At 47.2% G+C, this 18,423-nt stretch carries 17 protein-coding genes; 6 read left to right on the top strand and 11 right to left on the bottom strand.

Annotation, left to right across the window (positions count from 1 at the left end):
- Nucleotides 1–174: 174 nt before the first annotated feature.
- Together ppk1 and ppx are read left to right on the top strand one after the other, a co-directional pair.
- Nucleotides 175–2,301: a polyphosphate kinase 1 gene (ppk1, locus tag HCZ42_RS07235; protein WP_167420059.1), complete on the top strand. Its 2,127-nt coding sequence runs from the start codon at nucleotides 175–177 to the stop codon at nucleotides 2,299–2,301.
- Complete coding sequence (gene ppx, locus HCZ42_RS07230; protein ID WP_167420058.1) at nucleotides 2,258–3,760, top strand: exopolyphosphatase; 1,503 nt, start codon at nucleotides 2,258–2,260, stop codon at nucleotides 3,758–3,760. Before ppk1 ends, ppx begins: the two co-directional genes overlap by 44 nt.
- Nucleotides 3,761–3,796: 36 nt before the next feature.
- Here ppx and HCZ42_RS07225 read toward each other — a convergent pair whose 3' ends face one another.
- The 3 genes from HCZ42_RS07225 to phoB all read right to left on the bottom strand — a co-directional run bounded on the left by HCZ42_RS07225 (nucleotide 3,797) and on the right by phoB (nucleotide 6,811).
- Nucleotides 3,797–4,756 carry a PstS family phosphate ABC transporter substrate-binding protein gene (locus HCZ42_RS07225; protein ID WP_167420057.1) on the bottom strand — a complete coding sequence of 320 codons (960 nt, stop codon included), beginning with the start codon at nucleotides 4,754–4,756 and terminating at the stop codon, nucleotides 3,797–3,799.
- Entirely contained in the window at nucleotides 4,756–6,054 is a 1,299-nt protein-coding gene (gene phoR / locus HCZ42_RS07220; RefSeq protein ID WP_167420056.1) for a phosphate regulon sensor histidine kinase PhoR, read from the bottom strand. Before phoR ends, HCZ42_RS07225 begins: the two co-directional genes overlap by 1 nt.
- 67 nt (nucleotides 6,055–6,121) lie before the next feature.
- A complete protein-coding gene (gene phoB / locus HCZ42_RS07215) occupies nucleotides 6,122–6,811 on the bottom strand; it encodes a phosphate regulon transcriptional regulator PhoB (protein ID WP_167420055.1) in 690 nt (229 codons plus the stop codon).
- A 208-nt stretch (nucleotides 6,812–7,019) separates the two neighbouring features.
- On the opposite strand from phoB, the gene rdgC reads away from it, so the two are divergent.
- The 3 genes from rdgC to HCZ42_RS07200 all read left to right on the top strand — a co-directional run bounded on the left by rdgC (nucleotide 7,020) and on the right by HCZ42_RS07200 (nucleotide 9,817).
- On the top strand, nucleotides 7,020–7,934 hold the full coding sequence (gene rdgC / locus HCZ42_RS07210; RefSeq protein ID WP_167420054.1) for a recombination-associated protein RdgC: 915 nt from the start codon (nucleotides 7,020–7,022) through the stop codon (nucleotides 7,932–7,934).
- A 225-nt stretch (nucleotides 7,935–8,159) separates the two neighbouring features.
- On the top strand, nucleotides 8,160–9,560 hold the full coding sequence (gene trhP / locus HCZ42_RS07205; protein WP_053409660.1) for a prephenate-dependent tRNA uridine(34) hydroxylase TrhP: 1,401 nt from the start codon (nucleotides 8,160–8,162) through the stop codon (nucleotides 9,558–9,560).
- 2 nt (nucleotides 9,561–9,562) lie between these two features.
- Nucleotides 9,563–9,817: a YfhL family 4Fe-4S dicluster ferredoxin gene (locus HCZ42_RS07200; protein WP_053409661.1), complete on the top strand. Its 255-nt coding sequence runs from the start codon at nucleotides 9,563–9,565 to the stop codon at nucleotides 9,815–9,817.
- Between the two features lie 41 nt (nucleotides 9,818–9,858).
- On the opposite strand, the gene HCZ42_RS07195 is transcribed toward HCZ42_RS07200, so the two are convergent.
- The 8 genes from HCZ42_RS07195 to queA all read right to left on the bottom strand — a co-directional run bounded on the left by HCZ42_RS07195 (nucleotide 9,859) and on the right by queA (nucleotide 17,584).
- Nucleotides 9,859–10,167: a hypothetical protein gene (locus HCZ42_RS07195; RefSeq protein WP_167420053.1), complete on the bottom strand. Its 309-nt coding sequence runs from the start codon at nucleotides 10,165–10,167 to the stop codon at nucleotides 9,859–9,861.
- A 341-nt stretch (nucleotides 10,168–10,508) separates the two neighbouring features.
- On the bottom strand, nucleotides 10,509–11,369 hold the full coding sequence (mepA, locus tag HCZ42_RS07190; RefSeq protein ID WP_167420052.1) for a penicillin-insensitive murein endopeptidase: 861 nt from the start codon (nucleotides 11,367–11,369) through the stop codon (nucleotides 10,509–10,511).
- A gap of 14 nt (nucleotides 11,370–11,383) precedes the next feature.
- Nucleotides 11,384–11,716 (bottom strand): DUF1904 domain-containing protein, encoded by a 333-nt coding sequence (locus HCZ42_RS07185; RefSeq protein ID WP_167420051.1) that lies wholly within the window; start codon nucleotides 11,714–11,716, stop codon nucleotides 11,384–11,386.
- Nucleotides 11,717–11,911: 195 nt separating this feature from the next.
- The gene (secF, locus tag HCZ42_RS07180) at nucleotides 11,912–12,859 is read right to left on the bottom strand and encodes a protein translocase subunit SecF (RefSeq protein ID WP_167420050.1); all 948 of its coding nucleotides are present in this window, start codon (nucleotides 12,857–12,859) and stop codon (nucleotides 11,912–11,914) included.
- Between the two features lie 15 nt (nucleotides 12,860–12,874).
- Nucleotides 12,875–14,731 (bottom strand): protein translocase subunit SecD, encoded by a 1,857-nt coding sequence (gene secD / locus HCZ42_RS07175; RefSeq protein ID WP_167420049.1) that lies wholly within the window; start codon nucleotides 14,729–14,731, stop codon nucleotides 12,875–12,877.
- A gap of 21 nt (nucleotides 14,732–14,752) precedes the next feature.
- Nucleotides 14,753–15,082 carry a preprotein translocase subunit YajC gene (yajC, locus tag HCZ42_RS07170; protein WP_053409666.1) on the bottom strand — a complete coding sequence of 110 codons (330 nt, stop codon included), beginning with the start codon at nucleotides 15,080–15,082 and terminating at the stop codon, nucleotides 14,753–14,755.
- Between the two features lie 163 nt (nucleotides 15,083–15,245).
- Complete coding sequence (gene tgt, locus HCZ42_RS07165; RefSeq protein WP_167420048.1) at nucleotides 15,246–16,382, bottom strand: tRNA guanosine(34) transglycosylase Tgt; 1,137 nt, start codon at nucleotides 16,380–16,382, stop codon at nucleotides 15,246–15,248.
- A 149-nt stretch (nucleotides 16,383–16,531) separates the two neighbouring features.
- Nucleotides 16,532–17,584: a tRNA preQ1(34) S-adenosylmethionine ribosyltransferase-isomerase QueA gene (queA, locus tag HCZ42_RS07160; protein ID WP_167420047.1), complete on the bottom strand. Its 1,053-nt coding sequence runs from the start codon at nucleotides 17,582–17,584 to the stop codon at nucleotides 16,532–16,534.
- A 284-nt stretch (nucleotides 17,585–17,868) separates the two neighbouring features.
- On the opposite strand from queA, the gene HCZ42_RS07155 reads away from it, so the two are divergent.
- Nucleotides 17,869–18,309 carry a CBS domain-containing protein gene (locus HCZ42_RS07155; protein WP_167420046.1) on the top strand — a complete coding sequence of 147 codons (441 nt, stop codon included), beginning with the start codon at nucleotides 17,869–17,871 and terminating at the stop codon, nucleotides 18,307–18,309.
- The last annotated feature ends 114 nt before the right edge of the window (nucleotides 18,310–18,423 follow it).

Raw genomic sequence — 18,423 nt, 5'->3', positions numbered from 1 at the left:
CCCAAATGTATAATATGTCGATTAGGTGACAATTATATTACAAATCCCATTAAACCGCTGAAAACAATGCAATAAAGAATTGCCATAAAAGTGTCATATAAAGATCTTAATTTGCTACGCTTGTAGGACAAATCAGTCCTTCATTTTCGTCAGTTACGTTAGGAAGATAAGACCATGAGCGCAGAGAAGCTGTATATCGAGAAGGAACTAAGCTGGTTGTCATTCAACGAGCGGGTGCTACAAGAAGCAGCCGATAAAAGTGTTCCTCTCATCGAGCGCATTCGTTTTTTAGGTATATTTTCCAATAATTTAGATGAATTTTACAAAGTCCGTTTTGCCGACGTAAAACGCCGCATCCTGATTAGCCAAGAACGTGGTGGCAACGATAATTCCAAGCACTTACTGAAAAAAATGCAGACCAAAGCGCTTAGATTGAATGAAAGCTTTGACGAACTCTACGCCGAGCTGATCCGTGAAATGGCACGGCGACGAATTTTTCTAGTTAACGAAACCCAACTCAGCGAAGCGCAACAAAAGTGGGTAAAAAAATATTTTACCAGTGAAGTTCTCCCGCATATCACCCCGTTGCTGCTGCATGACGATATCGACGTCCTGCAATTCTTAAAAGACGAGTATGCTTACATTGCGGTCGATATTAAAAATCAAGAGCAAAGCCAATACGCGCTGATCGAAATACCGACCGACCACCTGCCTCGTTTTGTGATGGTTCCGGAGCAAAAAGGCAAGCGCCGTAAAACCATTATTCTGCTCGATAACATTATCCGCTACTGCTTGGATGAACTGTTCCGCGGTTTCTTCGATTTTGAAGAGCTTCACGGTTATGCAATGAAGATGACACGTGACGCGGAATACGACTTAAGCCACGAGGTTGAACACAGCTTACTGGAACAGATGTCGGAAGGTTTAAGCCAGCGTTTAACCGCAATGCCAGTGCGCTTTGTTTATCAGCGCGACATGCCTCCTGAAATGCTGGCGTTGCTGTGTGAAAAGCTGCAAATTTCCAACTATGACAGCCTGATCCCTGGCGCACGCTACCACAACTTCAAAGACTTCATCGGTTTTCCCAATGTCGGTCGTGACTATCTAGAAAATAAACCTCTGCCACCGATGAAATGTGCCGATTTTGAAGGCTACGCCAACAAATTTGACGCGATCAGAGCGCAAGATATTCTGCTCTACTATCCGTATCACACCTTTGACCACATCAGTGAGTTGGTAAGACAAGCCTCGTTCGACCCGAAAGTACTGAGCATCAAAATCAATATCTATCGCGTGGCGAAGAACTCGCGCTTGATGAACTCTCTGATCGACGCGGTTCACAATGGCAAGCAAGTGACCGTGGTTGTCGAGCTACAAGCGCGCTTTGACGAAGAGGCAAATATCGAGTGGTCTCGAGTCCTGACCGAAGCTGGCGTGCACGTCATCTTTGGCGCACCGGGGCTTAAGATCCACTCCAAATTACTGTTGATTAGCCGAAAAGAAGACGAAGAAGTGGTCAGCTACGCCCATATAGGTACTGGTAACTTTCACGAGAAAACCGCGCGTATTTACACCGACTTCTCATTGCTGACCGCCGACCCAGATTTGACTGACGAAGTACGTAATGTATTTGGCTACATTGAAAACCCTTACCGTCCGGTGCGCTTCAACCATTTATTGGTTTCGCCGCGTAACTCACGTAAGCAGCTTTACCGTTTGATCGACAACGAAATCGCCAACGCCAAGCTAGGCAAAAAAGCGTCGATTACACTCAAAGTGAATAACTTAGTCGACCGAGGTTTAATCAACAAGCTGTATGGCGCCAGCACCTTTGGTGTCGAGATAAAAATGATCATTCGCGGCATGTGCTCCCTGGTTCCTGGCGTGGAAGGGGTGAGCGACAATATTCAGATCATCAGTATTGTCGACCGATTCTTGGAACATCCTCGCGTACTGATCACCCACAACGACGGTGACCCACAAGTTTATATCTCTTCCGCTGACTGGATGACGCGTAACATCGACTACCGGATTGAAGTGACCGCCCCTGTGCGTGACGAACGTCTAAAACAGCGCATTATTGATATCATTAATATCCACTTTACCGATACAGTGAAGGCACGCTGGATCGATAAAGAAATGAGCAACACTTATGTTCCGCGCGGAAACCGCAAGAAAGTCCGTTCGCAGATTGCTATTTACGACTATCTTAAAAATGTAGAAAGACAAACCAAAAAACGTAAAGAACAGCCTATATATGAAGAATCAATCCCCGCAGATTCGAGACGTAGCCGCGATTGATCTCGGCTCCAATAGTTTCCACATGGTGGTGGCGAAAGTCGTCGACCAAGACTTACAACTCGTCAGCCGCCACAAACAGCGCGTTCGTCTTGCGTCGGGTTTAGACAGCCAGAAAAACCTCGATAACGCCTCTATTGAACGTGGATTAGAAGTGCTGGCGATGTTTGCCGAGCGTCTGCAGGGATTCGAAGAAGACAACATCCGTATCGCTGCGACCCATACTTTACGTCAGGCAAACAATGCTCATATCTTTTTGCAGCGCGCTCAAGAAGTGCTGCCATTTCCAATTGAAATCATTCCCGGCGTAGAAGAAGCGCGTTTGATTTATCTCGGCGTTGCCCACACTCAGCCCGAGTCCGATTCTAAACTGGTGGTCGATATCGGTGGTGGAAGTACCGAAATGATCATCGGAAAAGGGTTTGAACCCGAGCTGATAAACAGCAAGCAAATGGGCTGCGTGAGTTACACCAATCGTTATTTTGCCAACGGCAAACTGTCGAAAAAGAACTTTGCCAACGCCACACTCGCGGCAGAGCAAAAGCTTGAATCAATCGCCCATCGCTACCGTAAAAAAGGGTGGGAAATCGCTTTTGGCTCGTCGGGTACCATCAAAGCTATCCGGGAAGTTCTGATTGGCTTAGGCTTTGAAGACGGTTTAATCAACGCCAAGCGCCTGGATAAACTGGTCGAGAAACTGTGCGAATGGCAAACCATCGACGATATCGAACTTGCTGGCTTAACGCCGGAGCGGAAACCCGTGTTTGCCGCTGGTGTAGCTATCCTGTCAGCAATTATCAAAGACCTGAAAATCAGTGAGATGCACTTCTCCGAAGGTGCATTACGCGAAGGTCTGTTGTTTGAAATGGAAGATGCATTTAAGCGTTCTGACATCCGCATGCGTACCACGGAAAACCTCGCTAGCAAACACCTAGTCGACCTAGAGCACGCAGCAAAAATCAAAGGCCAAGCTCAGGAGTTTTTTCAGCAAGTCCATTCTGATTTGAGCATCAAGAAAAGCTCTGAATTATCTGATCTGCTGGAATGGAGTGCGCTCCTGCACGAAGTCGGGCTCAACATCAGCTTGCAGGCATTTCATCGACATTCTGCTTACATCCTACGCCACACTTATATGCCCGGCTTCAACCGCGAGCAGCAGCGTGTATTAGCGATGTTGGTCCGTTTTCAACGTAAATCGCTCAAACTGAATGAAATGGAAGAGTTTTCTCTCTACAAGAAAAAGCACATCATCGGTCTGATCCGCGTCTTACGTCTTGCGATACTGGTCAACGGTCAGCGTAACGATGATCCGTTACCACCGCTGTCATTAACCGTCGACGGTGATAAATGGACACTCACTTCGGGTGAATCAGATTGGTTAGAGCACAGCAAATTGCTCCACGCGGATTTGCTCACCGAGCAGGAATATTGGCACAACGCGGGCTGGGAACTCGATTTCTAACTTCAGACTGCCAAGCATTATCGGCGCAGAGCAAGCTTACTCTGCGCTTAACAACCCAACTTTTTGCAGCTCCTGGCGGGCAATATCCGCCGAAATGGGAATGTAACCGTCTTTCTCGACTTGCTCTTGTCCCTGAGCAGAAAAGATGTAGCGAATAAACTCGCTCGCCACCGGAGAAAGCGGCTTAGAAGGATGTTTATTCACGTATACATATAAGTAGCGTGATAGTGGGTACTTACCTGACAAGATGTTTTCTTTACTTGCTTCGATGTACTCGCTGCCTTGCTTAGCGACAGGCAACAGCTTCACCCCCGAGACTTTATACCCTACCCCGGAATAGCCAATGGTGTTTACTGCTGAAGCCACCGACTGGACTACAGAGGCCGAACCTGGTTGTTCGTTAACGCTATTTTTGAAATCACCGCCACACAGCGCATTGTTCTTAAAGTAACCATACGTACCAGATACCGAGTTACGACCAAACAACTGAATACTGCGTTTGGCCCACTGATAGTCCAAACCGAGTTCTGACCAAGTAGAAATAGATTGAGTCGCACCGCAGCGCAATGTGGTGGAAAAGATACTGTCTAGCTGCTGGAAATTGATGCCTTTGATTGGATTATCACGATGGACAAAAATGCCAATTGCGTCAATGGCCACGCGCAACTCGGTCGGCTTATAGCCGTGTTCACGCTCAAACGCTTCTATTTCACGATTGCGCATCGGACGGCTCATTGGTCCAAATTGCGCGGTTCTTTCGGTGAGTGCTGGTGGAGCGGTTGACGACCCTGAAGCTTGCACCTGAGCATTCACACTCGGGTACATCTGTTTGAACTCTTCAAACCATAGTGTCGTCATGCCAGCCAAGGTATCAGAGCCGACACTGGTCAACGTACCGGTAATGCCGTGCACCTTGTGATAATCGGGAATGGCTTCTGCATGCGCAGTAAAGCTGAATAACGTCGCGGATAAAATCGTAGTGAGCACTAACTTCATTAGTACACCACTAAACGTTTTGGCAATACGAACGAAAACTTGCTGCCTACGCCCACTTGGCTCTGGATGTTGAGGTGTGAGTCGTGGTGCGTCAGGGCGTGCTTAACGATCGCCAGACCAAGACCGCTACCGCCAGTGTCGCGCGAGCGCGCTTTATCGACGCGGTAGAAACGTTCGGTCAAACGGTGTAAGTGCTGAGGTTCAATACCATCGCCACTGTCTTGCACTTCTAAGCAAGCACCTTGCGGGGTTTTATACCAACGCACGTTAATCTCCGCGCCAGCAGGTGTGTACTTAACCGCGTTGTAAACCAAGTTGGAAATCGCACTGCGCAGTTGGTCTTCATCCCCCAGCACACGTAGCTTTTCATCCACTTCAAACTTAAGTTTGTGTTCTTGGTCGCCACTCAAGCTGGCAGCTTCTTTTTCTAGCACTTCCAGCATCGCGGGCACATTAACCACTTCATCGAGTTCGTGCATCGGCGCGGCTTCAATTTTGGATAAGGTGAGCAGTTGGTTGACCAGACTATTCATGCGATTTAGCTGCTCGGTCATCACCCCGTGCGCTTTGCTCCACATTGGACCGACGACCATATCCGGGTCTTCGGTCATTTCCAGATAACCTTGTAATACCGTCATCGGCGTACGTAATTCATGCGAAACGTTGGCAAAGAAGTTACGGCGCATGCCTTCCAACTGTTTAAGCTGGCTGACGTCACGCACCACCATCAGGTGTTCACCTTCTGTGTACGGCACAATACGCAGTTCCAGCATACGCTCGACGTTAAGTGGAGAGCGCATTTCCAACGGTTCAGAAAAGTCTTGTTTGTTTAGGTATTTGATAAAATCAGGGGTGCGGATCAGGTTAGAGATCGGCTGACCGGAATCATCAGGCCATTTAAAGCCTAATAGGTGCTGAGCGAGTCGGTTGCACCACACAATGTTGCCTTCACCACGGAAGACCACAACTGCATCGGGTAACGATTCCGCACCGTTACGGAAACGGCGGATGAGGTTGGTTAACTCTTTACGTTTTTTACGTTGGCGTTGTTGCAGGCGGTAGATGCCGTTGAACAACGACTCCCAGTTACCAGTACCAGACGGTGGTGTTAGGCGCTTTTCGTCCCATAGCCACGCCGACAATCGCATTTGATTGTGCAGGTGCCAAACAAGTTGAATCACCGTCGCTGCCAGCAGCAACCACGGCATGTAGCCGAATATCCACCCGACTACTATCCAGGGAGTGTAAAAAAAAGCCAGCTCCCAGGCTAGCTTCTTCCAAGTTAACCGTTCTACCACTTACCTCTCCAATATGTACCAATGAGTTCCGCCCACAAGAGTTAGGCGGAGTTGCTCTAACTAGGTACTATGATTTCGTTGAAAAACGATACCCTGCGCCACGTACTGTCTGAATCAGTTTATCGTGGCCTGCATTTTCTAGCGCTTTGCGTAGGCGACGAATATGCACGTCGACCGTACGATCCTCAACGTATACGTTGGTGCCCCAAACGTTGTTAAGTAGCTGCTCACGGCTGTAAACGCGTTCTTGGTGAGTCATAAAGAAATGCAGCATTTTGAATTCTGTCGGCCCCATATCCAACGGCTGGTCATTCGCGGTCACGCGATGAGAAACAGGGTCGAGCCTTAAGCCTTGAACATCAATGACATCTTCTAGCGCGGTTGGCGTCACTCGGCGAATTACCGCTTTCAGGCGTGCCACCAGCTCTTTTGGAGAAAATGGTTTGGTGATGTAGTCGTCCGCGCCCACTTCTAGGCCGCGAACTTTGTCTTCTTCTTCACCACGAGCCGTCAGCATTACCACTGGGATATTGCGTGTGAGCTCTTCACGTTTCATGTGTTTGATAAAGTTGATACCACTACCACCAGGTAGCATCCAATCTAGCAGAACAAGATCTGGGAAGGGTTCAGCCAGTTTAGTTACCGCAGTATCGTAATCTTCTGCCTCTACCGCTTGGTAACCCTTTTGTTCAAGAACAAAGCAAAGCATTTCACGGATTGGAGCTTCGTCTTCAACAACTAGAATCCTTCTAGACATAATTGAATAACCTTATGTTAGTTAAATTATTTTAGGCCGCATCAGGCCTCTGCAACGATAAGCATTATTACGAGCAATTATGACACTTTTGTGACCTTTGCAAACAAATTTTCATATAACTTTCATCCCACTATTGTGTATTTGCGTTAAGACAAGGGCATAAAAAGCCTTTATGATTAGCAGCTAAGTCTAGGTATAGAGAAAGAGTATGTGGTTTAAAAATTGTCTGGTTTACCGATTTAACCGTGATATCGAATTCAATGCAGACCAACTAGAAAAGCAACTTCAAGAGTTTCGCTTTACGCCGTGTGGCAGTCAGGATAAACAGAAGTTTGGCTGGGTGACCGCGATGGGTAAACACGGCGATATGATGACGCACGTGTCTGAAAACCGCATCCTGATCTGCGCTAAAAAAGAAGAGAAGATGCTGCCAGCATCGGTGATCAAAGAGTCTCTCAACGCAAAAGTCGATGCGATGGAAGCGCAAGAAGGTCGTCCTCTAAAGAAAAAAGAGAAAGACAATCTAAAAGAAGACATCGTGATGGATTTGCTGCCACGCGCGTTTAGCCGCAGCAACCACACTTATGTTCTGATTCTGCCGAAAGAAGGCTTTATTCTGGTTGACGCAAGCAGCTTCAAGAAAGCGGAAGACGTTTTGGCGTTACTACGAAAAACGATGGGTAGTCTGCCAGTCGTACCAGCGATTCCAGAACAAGCGATTGAAACCACACTGACCGAATGGGTCAAAACGGGTAACACGCCAGTTGGCATGCAGATGCTAGACGAAGCCGAGCTGAAATCGGTGCTGGAAGAAGGTGGTGTGATCCGTTGTAAGAAACAAGAACTTACCGCAGATGAAATCCGCAGCCATATCGAAGCCGACAAAGTAGTGACGAAGCTTGCGCTTTGGTGGCAAGAGCGTATCGAGTTTATTCTCGCAGAAGACGGCAGCATCAAGCGCCTGAAATTCTCTGATGACCTAAAAGATCAAAATGATGATATCCCGCGTGAAGACCAAGCAGCACGCTTTGACGCCGATTTCTCGTTGATGTGTGGTGAACTGAGTGCATTCCTACCAAGTCTGTACGAATCACTGGGCGGCTTGCCTCACCCGAACGCTTAATTGTTTATTGATACGCCCTCGTCACTGAGGGCGTTTTTATTTGCATCGCACGTGACAACCTACAGCCGTTCACCACAAATAACTCCCCTTCAAACCTGACATTTATCCCTTCAAAAAACAAAATCGACTTTCCCTAGTCACAGGTCACAATTTGACGTAAAATTTGCGCCCCTATTCCATCTGGTGGAATAGCCCTGACTTGAGATCAGACTAAGAGAATTACACATGACAACTGAGAAAGCATTCGTACCTGAGCTACTGTCACCGGCAGGTAGCCTTAAAAACATGCGTTACGCATTTGCCTACGGCGCAGACGCGGTATACGCAGGCCAACCTCGCTACAGCCTTCGCGTACGTAACAACGAGTTCAACCACGAAAACCTAAAAATCGGTATCGATGAAGCACACGCTCTAGGTAAAAAACTGTACGTGGTATGTAACATCCAACCGCACAACTCCAAGCTAAAAACCTTCATTCGCGACCTTAAACCGGTCGTAGAAATGGGCCCAGACGCACTGATCATGTCTGACCCTGGCCTAATCATGATGGTTCGTGAAGCTTTCCCTGAGATGCCAATTCACCTGTCAGTACAGGCGAACGCGGTAAACTGGGCAACAGTCAAATTCTGGGCTGCAAACGGCGTTGAGCGCGTAATCGTATCTCGTGAGCTTTCTCTGGAAGAAATCGAAGAAATTCGCGAGCACTGTCCTGAAACCGAACTCGAAGTATTCGTTCACGGTGCTCTATGCATGGCCTACTCTGGTCGCTGCCTACTGTCTGGTTACATCAACAAACGTGACCCTAACCAAGGTACATGTACTAACGCATGTCGTTGGGAATACAAAGTTGAAGAAGGCAAAGAAAACGACGCTGGCGACATCGTTGAGAAGTTTGACCCTGCTGAAGCGCAGCCTGTTGAAGTTCAAGACGAGCGCCCTGAAACCACTATCGGTCGTGGCAAACCAACAGATGAAGTGGTTCTTCTTTCTGAAGCTCACCGTCCAGAAGAAAAGATGGCAGCTTACGAAGACGAGCACGGCACTTACATCATGAACTCAAAAGACCTACGTGCGGTTCAGCACGTTGAGCGTCTCACCAAGATGGGTGTTCACTCGCTGAAAATCGAAGGCCGTACTAAGTCTTTCTACTACTGTGCACGTACTGCTCAAGTTTACCGTAAAGCGATCGACGACGCAGTTGCAGGCAAGCCATTCGATGAAAACCTAATGGGCACGCTAGAAAGCCTAGCCCACCGTGGTTACACCGAAGGTTTCCTACGCCGTCACACACACGATGCGTACCAAAACTACGACTACGGTTACTCAGTATCTGACGCACAACAGTTCGTTGGTGAATTCACTGGCAAACGTCGTGGCGACATGGCAGAAGTAGAAGTGAAAAACAAATTCGTTGTCGGTGACAGCCTAGAACTAATGACGCCAAAAGGTAACGTTGTCTTCACACTAGAAGCAATGGAAAACCGCAAGTCAGAGTCAATTGAAGATGCGAAAGGCAACGGTCACTTTGTATTTATTCCAGTTCCAGAAGATATGGATCTAGAATACGGCCTTCTAATGCGCAACCTAAACGCAGGTCAGGATACCCGTAACCCGACAGGTAAATAAGCATGGCTCTGCTGATCACTGATAAGTGCATTAACTGTGATATGTGTGACCCAGAGTGTCCTAACGGTGCAATCTCAATGGGTGACACAATCTTTGAAATTGACCCGGACTTATGTACCGAATGTAAAGGTCACTACGACAAACCAACCTGTCAGTCGGTTTGTCCAATTACCAAGTGCATTATCACTGACCCGAATCATATTGAAACCGAAGAAGAGTTACTTGAGAAATTCGTAATAATTCAAGGTTTAGCTTAAAAATTAGAAGGTCCAACTTAATCATCAAGTTGGACCTTTTTTTAACCCGACTTTTCAATAGGATAGATATTACAAAACAGCTCTTTCTCGAAATGGTACTCAAGACGCTCTCGCCAGTTCTTTGCTTGGGTTATCGGAATTAAATAATAGTTCTCCCGCCCCGTATCGGTGACAAATGCGAAACCGTGTTGCATCAACTCATAATGCACATCGTTTACAAACCCGAGATCAAGTCTCTGCCTTCCCGTCAATTGATTGATATCTTCGCGAGTTATTGATATGCCAGTAGTTTCACCGCTAAATCTATGCCTCAACCACTCAGCAAATTCTTTTGCACAAATCATCGTCATGGTCTTGTCCTTAATCAACGCTCTGGCAGGTTGCCGTCCACTGCACCCACCACTTCGCCTATCTATGTTGTACAGAGAGATTACTTAACCAACTCAATAAAAAATGTCTAAACCGATAATTTCCACGCTTCCATCCCATATCTCGACATCAGATAAAAGATTATTAAAGAACTAGATAAAAATTCTTATTTATCAGCAATCTAATTTCGATACATTTAAAATAAGCTGGATCGTTATTTATAGTTATATTAATCACTGTAGACACTAGCGTGATGTTTCTCCAGTTTCATACTTGATACTGTTCTGAAAAAGATGTTGGTCGCATCAGTCAGCGAATAGACTTAACTTTGTGTCTCAGGAAGCAGCATTTCACACTGCGCAGGCATGATTTTAGGTGGCTTTTTCTTCGGTTTTACCGCCGCGACTTCGGGTTCGTCGACTTTAGGTTTTGGTCGCCAACTCGCCAGTTCATAGCCACAACCATCCCCTTTGGGAGGAGCGGCTTGAGGTTGACATACCTTACTGCCTTGAGGGCATTTGAGGCGTACGTGCATGTGGTAGTGGTGGCCCCACCAAGGGCGGACTTTTCTCAGCCAAGCTCGATCGTCGGAATTTTCACTGTTACACAACTTCTCTTTGATCACCGGGTGAACAAAGATTCTCGCCACTGCTGGGTCACTGGCTGCGCGTTTGATCAGTTGAAAATGGCGCGAGTCCCAATTCTGTTTTTGCAACCGGTACTGTTCGATATCGACTACGCTGATCGCTCTGGGCTGGCTCAATTGCTGTTCAGATAATCTTTCATCCGCCAGTTTCAACCAGATATCGATATCCAATCCGGTTTGGTGACTGGAATGACCGCTTGAAAAGCGTCCACCACGCGGCAGGGAAATATCCCCCACCAGCAAATTTGTCTGCAGTTGATGGGCAGAAAATTCACCAAGGCGCTGAATAAAGCTGACCGAATTAGGGTGGCCGAAATATCGCTGTCGTTCACTGCGTAAGACTTGGTAGCCAATCCCTTCCAGTGGCAGTGCAGATGCACCGGAAAGGCATCCATTGGCGTAACTGCCTATCGATTGAGGTGAGTGATGAGAGGGAGAAACAACATGTTCCCACACGCTGGCAAGAACGGAGGGAGCAACGATCAATAACGATAAGAAAGATAGGTAACGGAGACTAACTGCAGATATCTTTCTCATCGGTGGAGTCCTAATTAATAATGTTCGCCATTATCATAGTAGCTGGTCGCGTTAAGGGCGGTGAAAATAACCGCAACATCGACATCTTCGCCGATCATTCCGCGCACTTGCTGAGTGATAAGCTTAGCGACTTTATCTTGCGTCTCTTGCCCACGGTCGAACCATAGCACTTCAACAAATGGATAAGCCGGACTTACTTCGCCTTCATGGTAAAAGGTGGTGTAAACATATTCGAAGGTGAAATCTTCGCGTGGACAGTCCATCAAAGGCTGAAGAACATCAATCAGAGATTTAGACAACGGCTGAACCGTCTGTGGTTCTACAGCTCGAAAACGTAAATGCGGCATAACTTGCTTCCTTTTTTATCTGTCGAGCTATGATACCAAGTTAAACTATGATGTCTTGTTTACTGTGTATTAACTTGTTACTCGCGCGCACATTTTGTGCTGCTCACAATGAGTGTAGTGTATTGGCGACATGGTTGTGCTTCAGATAAAACAAAGCCGCTGACAGGCAGCGGCTTTGTATCAGATGAACGAGGCTTAAGGCATCTCGTCGAATTCTGCACCTTCTTTATCTACTTGAGGTGGCATCAAATGTTCTTTGGTAATACCCAGTTTCAGAGCCAGTGCCGAAGCCACGTAGATCGAAGAGTAAGTACCCACTGTGATACCCAGTAGAAGCGCGGTCGCAAAACCGTGAATCATCGCACCGCCTTGAGTAAACAGCGCAATAACTACGAATAAAGTGGTCGCAGAGGTGATCAATGTACGGCTCAATGTTTGAGTGATTGAGTTGTTCATGATTTCTGCTGGCTCACCTTTACGCATCTTACGGAAATTTTCACGGATACGGTCGAAGACAACGATGGTATCGTTGAGCGAGTAACCGACAACCGTCAACAGTGCCGCAACGATGGTTAAGTCCACTTCGATTTGCATCAAAGAGAAGATACCCAAAGTGATGATAACGTCGTGCGCCAGTGCTAATACCGCACCCGCGGCTAAGCGCCACTCGAATCGAACCGATACGTAGATAAGAATACAGATCAGAGAAACGAGAATCGCAAGACCGCCCGCTTCTGTTAGCTCGTCACCAACGTTTGGACCAACGAACTCGATACGACGCATTTCTACGTTTTCGCCCGTACCTTGTTTGATAGCAGCGATGATCTGGTTACCCAGCGTTTCACCAGCAATATCTTCACGAGGACGAAGACGAACCATAACCTCACGCGCTGAACCAAAATTCTGTACCGTCGCATCACCAAAGCCTTCCGCTTCTAGTGATGAGCGGATTCGCTCTAGGTTCGCAGGCTGTTCAAAGCCAACTTCGATCAGCGTACCACCGGTAAAATCCAGACCCCAGTTCAACCATTTGGTAGAAAGTGTGAAGATAGCCGCACCGATCATCACAAGAGACAATACGAACGCGACTTTCGACCAACGCATAAAGTCGATCGTTTTTTCTGCTTTTAGAATTTGAAACATGACTAATTCCCAGCCTTAGATCGACAGTTTGTTTACACGTTTTCCGCCATAAAGCAGGTTCACGACACAACGTGTACCAATAATGGCTGTAAACATAGAAGTTAAGATACCGATAGACAACGTTACCGCGAAGCCTTTGATCGCACCTGTACCGACAGCGAATAGAATAATCGCTGTGATAAGGGTGGTGATGTTCGCATCGGCGATAGTGCTGAACGCGTTCGCGTAACCTTGGTGAATCGCTTGTTGCGGATTACGTCCGTCACGCAGCTCTTCACGAATACGCTCGAAGATCAGTACGTTGGCATCGACCGCCATACCGACCGTCAAAACGATACCCGCAATACCCGGTAGCGTCATTGTCGCGCCTGGGATCATCGACATCACACCGATGATTAACACTAGGTTCGCCATCAACGCCATGTTGGCGATAAAACCAAACTTACGGTAGTAAAGCAGAGTGAACAGCATAACTGCCACCATACCCCAGATACACGCCTGAATACCCATATCGATATTCTGTTGACCCATAGATGGACCAATGGTGCGCTCTTCTACAATCGAAATCGGCGCAATCAATGCACCCGCACGAAGTAGCAGTGCTAGGTTGTGCGCTTCTGCTGCAGAGTCGATACCTGTGATACGGAAGTTGCGGCCAAGCGCTGACTGAATCGTCGCTTGGTTAATCACTTCTTCGTGCTTAGTCAGAATCACTTTACCTTCAGGAGTACGACGACCACTGTCTTTGTACTCGGCAAATACCGTAGCCATTAGCTTGCCAATATTCTTCTTAGAGAATGCTGACATCTTGCTGCCACCTTCGCTATCTAGCGAAATATTTACCTGTGGACGGCCGTATTCATCAACACTTGAGCTTGCATCCGTGATGCTAGAACCACCAAGAATGACACGCTTTTTCAGTACCACTGGGCGGCCATCGCGGTCTAGCTTAATTTCGCTACCCGCTGGCGCGCGGCCACTGGCAGCAGCAGAAAGATCGGCTTTTGAGTCAACTTCGCGGAATTCAAGCGTTGCGGTTGCACCAAGAATTTCTTTCGCACGAGCCGTGTCCTGAACGCCAGGTAGTTCAACAACAATACGGCTTGCGCCCTGACGTTGAACCAAAGGTTCGGCAACACCCAATTCGTTCACACGGTTACGTAGAATCGTGATGTTCTGCTCAACCGCGTAGTTACGAATTTCAGTTAGACGTTGCTCGGTAAACGATGCTTTCAGCGCGAAACGGCTATCTGAACCCGTTTCTGTAAACAGCATATCTGGATGATTTTTTTCCAGTACGCTTTTCGCTTGCGCAAGTTGCTCTTCGTTACGAAGCACCACTTCAACAGCGTCTTTGCCTGACGGACGAATCGAGCGATAACGAATCTTCTCTTCACGCAGTTCACTACGGAAGGCTTCTTCTTGCTGACCAACCAGTTTTTCCATCGCAGCGTCCATATCCACTTCCATCAAGAAGTGAACACCACCACGTAGGTCAAGGCCAAGTTTCATTGGCGCAGCGCCAATAGACTCAAGCCAGTCAGGAGTAGAAGGTGCTAGGTTCAGCGCAACGATAGTGTCGCGACCTAGAGCTTCGTTAATAATGTCGCGGGCACTAATCTGAGTATCAGTGTCGTTGAAACGAACAAGAATGGATCCATTTTCAAGAGCAATGGATTTATGAGATAAGCCCTGCTTATTGAGAGCTTGAGTGACAGTATCCAGCGTTGACATATCTACAGAGGCGCCACGCGCCCCTGTAACTTGAATAGCCGGATCTTCACCGTAAATGTTCGGAAGTGCATACAATGCTGCAATGGCAATGGTAAACACCACCATCAAGTACTTCCACAATGGATAGCGGTTTAACACAGCGAGGATCCTTTAGCTGTTTTATAGAGACTTCAGCGTACCCTTTGGTAGCACTGCAGTAACGAAGTCTTTCTTGATCACTACTTCGTTGTTGGTGTTCAGCTCGATAGTGATGAAGTCGTTGTCTTCTGCGATCTTAGTGATTTTACCAACTAGACCACCGCTAGTTAGAACTTCGTCACCTTTGCCCATAGAAGCCATTAGGTTTTTGTGCTCTTTTACACGCTTAGCTTGTGGACGGTAGATCATGAAGTAGAAGATCACCGCAAACATACCTAGCATGATAATCATTTCAAAACCGCCACCTGCTGGTGCGCCTTCTGCTGCTGCATGAGCTTGAGAGATAAACATTAAAACGTCCTCATTATTTTATTATTAATAATCCAAATGGGGCTTTCGCGATTGAGAATCAAGAGAGAGTGTTTTTATTAGAGATCACACTCTCAAAAATCACGCGCGTCTGCCTAATTTATTAGCAAAAGCCTTTGGCAAAATACCAAAGGCTTTAAATCTACTATTGTTCTTTTGCTAGTGGTGGCACTTCTCGGTCACGACGAGCATAGAACTCTTCAACGAACTGTTCGAAACGGTCTTCGTCAATCGCCTTGCGGATGCTTTCCATCAGACGCTGGTAGTAGCGTAAGTTATGGATAGTATTCAAACGCGCACCCAGAATTTCGTTACAACGCTCTAGGTGGTGCAAGTACGACTTGCTGTAGTTTTGACAAGTGTAACAGTCACAGTGTGGATCTAGTGGCGTCGTATCGGTTTTATGTTTCGCATTACGGATCTTGATCACACCACCAGTCACAAACAGGTGACCATTACGCGCGTTACGTGTTGGCATTACACAGTCGAACATATCGATACCGCGGCGAACACCTTCGACCAAGTCTTCAGGTTTACCTACCCCCATCAAGTAGCGCGGCTTGTCTTCTGGAAGTTGAGGACAAGTGTGCTCTAGGATACGGTGCATGTCTTCTTTTGGTTCACCAACTGCCAGACCACCCACTGCGTAACCGTCAAAGCCGATTTCAGTCAGACCTTTAACCGACACATCACGCAGGTCTTCGTAAACACCACCTTGAACGATACCAAATAGGTTGTTCGGGTTTTCTAGTTTATCGAAGTGGTCGCGAGAACGTTGTGCCCAACGTAGTGACATTTCCATCGATTTCTTTGCTTCGTCGTGTGTCGCTGGGTATGGCGTACACTCGTCGAAGATCATTACGATGTCTGAACCTAGGTCTTTTTGAATTTCCATCGACTTTTCAGCGTCCATGAAAATCTTGTCACCGTTCACAGGGTTGCGGAAATGCACACCTTGCTCTGTGATAGTACGCATTTTACCTAAGCTGAATACTTGGAAACCGCCTGAATCGGTCAAGATAGGACCTTGCCAGTTCATAAAATCGTGCAGGTCACCGTGCATTTTCATCACTTCTTGACCAGGACGTAGCCATAGGTGGAATGTGTTACCAAGAAGAATCTCAGCACCCGTGCCTTTTACTTCTTCTGGTGTCATACCTTTAACGGTACCGTAAGTACCCACTGGCATGAACGCCGGTGTTTGAACAGTGCCACGTTCAAAAGTCAGTTGACCACGACGTGCAACACCATCTTTTTTCTTCAGTTCAAATTTTAACTTCACGAAGCCTCCGATTGTCAGAGAAACAGTCTGACGATGTGTTTAGGGCTTAACCCTACTTTAAGGAGCGGTCGCTTTTCCGTGCGAGAGACAAAGCGGCGCTTCCGCTTTGCTTCCTAGCTTACTGCTAGCACTCGTAAATCTATTTTTAACTATGCCGTTTTCTTCTTGATGAACATTGAATCGCCATATGAGAAGAAACGGTATTTATTTTCCACCGCATGCTTGTAAGCATTCATGGTGTTCTCGTATCCAGCGAATGCGCTCACGAGCATGATCAGCGTCGATTCTGGCAAATGGAAATTGGTAATCAAACAATCCACCAATTGGTACTCGTAACCCGGGAAGATAAAGATCTCGGTATCCCCAAAGAATGGCTTCAGTTCAGTACCTTTCTTCAACGCGTCTTGCGCGGCACTTTCCAGTGAACGTACTGACGTCGTACCGACGGCGATAATGCGGCCGCCGCGCTGTTTGGTCGTATTAATAGCATCCACAACCTCTTGCGGTACTTCGACGTATTCCGCATGCATGTGGTGGTCGTCGATATTGTCAACTTTCACTGGCTGGAAGGTACCTGCACCAACGTGCAACGTAACATAAGCGAATTCAGCACCTTTTGCTTTGATCTGTTCTAAAAGAACGTCATCAAAGTGCAGACCTGCTGTCGGCGCCGCAACTGCACCTGGCTTCTGGTTGTATACCGTTTGGTAACGCTCTTTATCGGCGTCTTCATCCGGACGATCGATATATGGAGGAAGCGGCATGTGGCCGATCTCTTCCAAAATTTCCAGTACTGTTTTCCCTGCGTTGAACTTAAGTTCAAACAGCGCATCATGGCGAGCCACCATCTCAGCTGAGTACTCATCGTTGTCACCAACAATGATGGTCGAACCCGGCTTTGGCGATTTTGAGCAGCGTACGTGCGCAAGGATGCTCTTGTCATCCAGCATGCGTTCAACCAGCACTTCCAGTTTGCCACCTGACTCTTTGCGACCAAACATACGCGCAGGGATCACTCGAGTGTTGTTAAAGACAACCAAGTCTCCAGGCTGTACTTGACTCAATACGTCAGTGAAGGTGCCGTCAACTAACTCGCCTGTATTGCCGTCAAGTTGCAGCAATCGGCTCGCGGTACGCTCAGGTTGAGGGTAACGAGCAATGAGTTCGTCTGGCAGGTCAAAGTGGAAATCTGATACTTGCATGTGCCTAATCTTTTACTGTGGTCTCTATCGGGAATAAAGCGCGTTTTTTCGCAGCCGACTAGTATATGTCGGACCGTAGCAATAGCAAGAAAAGAGATGTGAATTATTGTAATCCAAGTACTTAAAAAACGTAAAATCGTATCGCGTCATGGCAAGATATTCAGCAAGGTCAAATATACGGTAAATATTTCGCATCTAGTAACAAAAACCTGCTCAGCTCTCAAACTCTATGAGTAAAAATTACTATATTAAAAGAGGACAAGATAATAACTCAGGAGGCTGCCATGATTAAGGTCGAAGACATGATGACGCGTAATCCTCACACGCTGCTTCGCTCCAATAATCTCGCCGATGCCAAGAACATAATGCAAGAATTCGACATTCGCCACGTGCCGATTGTCGACGCAGAAAAAAGGCTGCTTGGCGTGGTTTCTCACCGTGATGTACTTGCTGCGCAAGAGTCGAGTTTGCAAAAGCTACCAGAAAGCAGCTCTTACACGCTGAATACGCCGCTACAAGATGTGATGAAAACGGGTGTCATGTCAGTTGCGCCACAAGCGGGGCTAAAAGAGAGCGCTTTGTACATGCAAAAACACAAAGTGGGCTGTTTACCTGTGGTAGAGAAAGACCACTTGGTTGGCATCATCACTGACAGCGACTTCGTCACCATCGCGATCAACCTGCTTGAGTTACAAGAAGAAGCTGAGCCTGAAGAGCTCGATTAAATAACTCGCTATTTCTATTGCAATTCTCGGTTTCAGGCGAGCTGCATCCAACGTGCAATAAGCCTGAACCCTGCCCTGCCGCATACCCTCTTCCTTACCCGAGGAAAAGGCGCC

It is taken from the genome of Vibrio hepatarius (genome assembly GCF_011806575.1).
Lineage (GTDB): Bacteria > Pseudomonadota > Gammaproteobacteria > Enterobacterales > Vibrionaceae > Vibrio > Vibrio hepatarius_A.
The sequence above is the reverse complement of the archived record's forward strand: the minus strand, read 5'-3'. Positions and strand labels throughout refer to the sequence as shown.

What these genes read in the sequence shown, in the direction of transcription:
- ppk1 (WP_167420059.1), top strand. Translation starts at nt 175, where the DNA reads ATGAGCGCAGAGAAGCTGTATATCGAGAAGGAACTAAGCTGGTTGTCA.
- ppx (WP_167420058.1), top strand. Translation starts at nt 2,258, where the DNA reads ATGAAGAATCAATCCCCGCAGATTCGAGACGTAGCCGCGATTGATCTC.
- HCZ42_RS07225 (WP_167420057.1), bottom strand. Translation starts at nt 4,756, where the DNA reads ATGAAGTTAGTGCTCACTACGATTTTATCCGCGACGTTATTCAGCTTT.
- phoB (WP_167420055.1), bottom strand. Translation starts at nt 6,811, where the DNA reads ATGTCTAGAAGGATTCTAGTTGTTGAAGACGAAGCTCCAATCCGTGAA.
- rdgC (WP_167420054.1), top strand. Translation starts at nt 7,020, where the DNA reads ATGTGGTTTAAAAATTGTCTGGTTTACCGATTTAACCGTGATATCGAA.
- trhP (WP_053409660.1), top strand. Translation starts at nt 8,160, where the DNA reads ATGACAACTGAGAAAGCATTCGTACCTGAGCTACTGTCACCGGCAGGT.
- HCZ42_RS07200 (WP_053409661.1), top strand. Translation starts at nt 9,563, where the DNA reads ATGGCTCTGCTGATCACTGATAAGTGCATTAACTGTGATATGTGTGAC.
- HCZ42_RS07195 (WP_167420053.1), bottom strand. Translation starts at nt 10,167, where the DNA reads ATGACGATGATTTGTGCAAAAGAATTTGCTGAGTGGTTGAGGCATAGA.
- mepA (WP_167420052.1), bottom strand. Translation starts at nt 11,369, where the DNA reads ATGAGAAAGATATCTGCAGTTAGTCTCCGTTACCTATCTTTCTTATCG.
- HCZ42_RS07185 (WP_167420051.1), bottom strand. Translation starts at nt 11,716, where the DNA reads ATGCCGCATTTACGTTTTCGAGCTGTAGAACCACAGACGGTTCAGCCG.
- secF (WP_167420050.1), bottom strand. Translation starts at nt 12,859, where the DNA reads ATGTTTCAAATTCTAAAAGCAGAAAAAACGATCGACTTTATGCGTTGG.
- yajC (WP_053409666.1), bottom strand. Translation starts at nt 15,082, where the DNA reads ATGTTTATCTCTCAAGCTCATGCAGCAGCAGAAGGCGCACCAGCAGGT.
- queA (WP_167420047.1), bottom strand. Translation starts at nt 17,584, where the DNA reads ATGCAAGTATCAGATTTCCACTTTGACCTGCCAGACGAACTCATTGCT.
- HCZ42_RS07155 (WP_167420046.1), top strand. Translation starts at nt 17,869, where the DNA reads ATGATTAAGGTCGAAGACATGATGACGCGTAATCCTCACACGCTGCTT.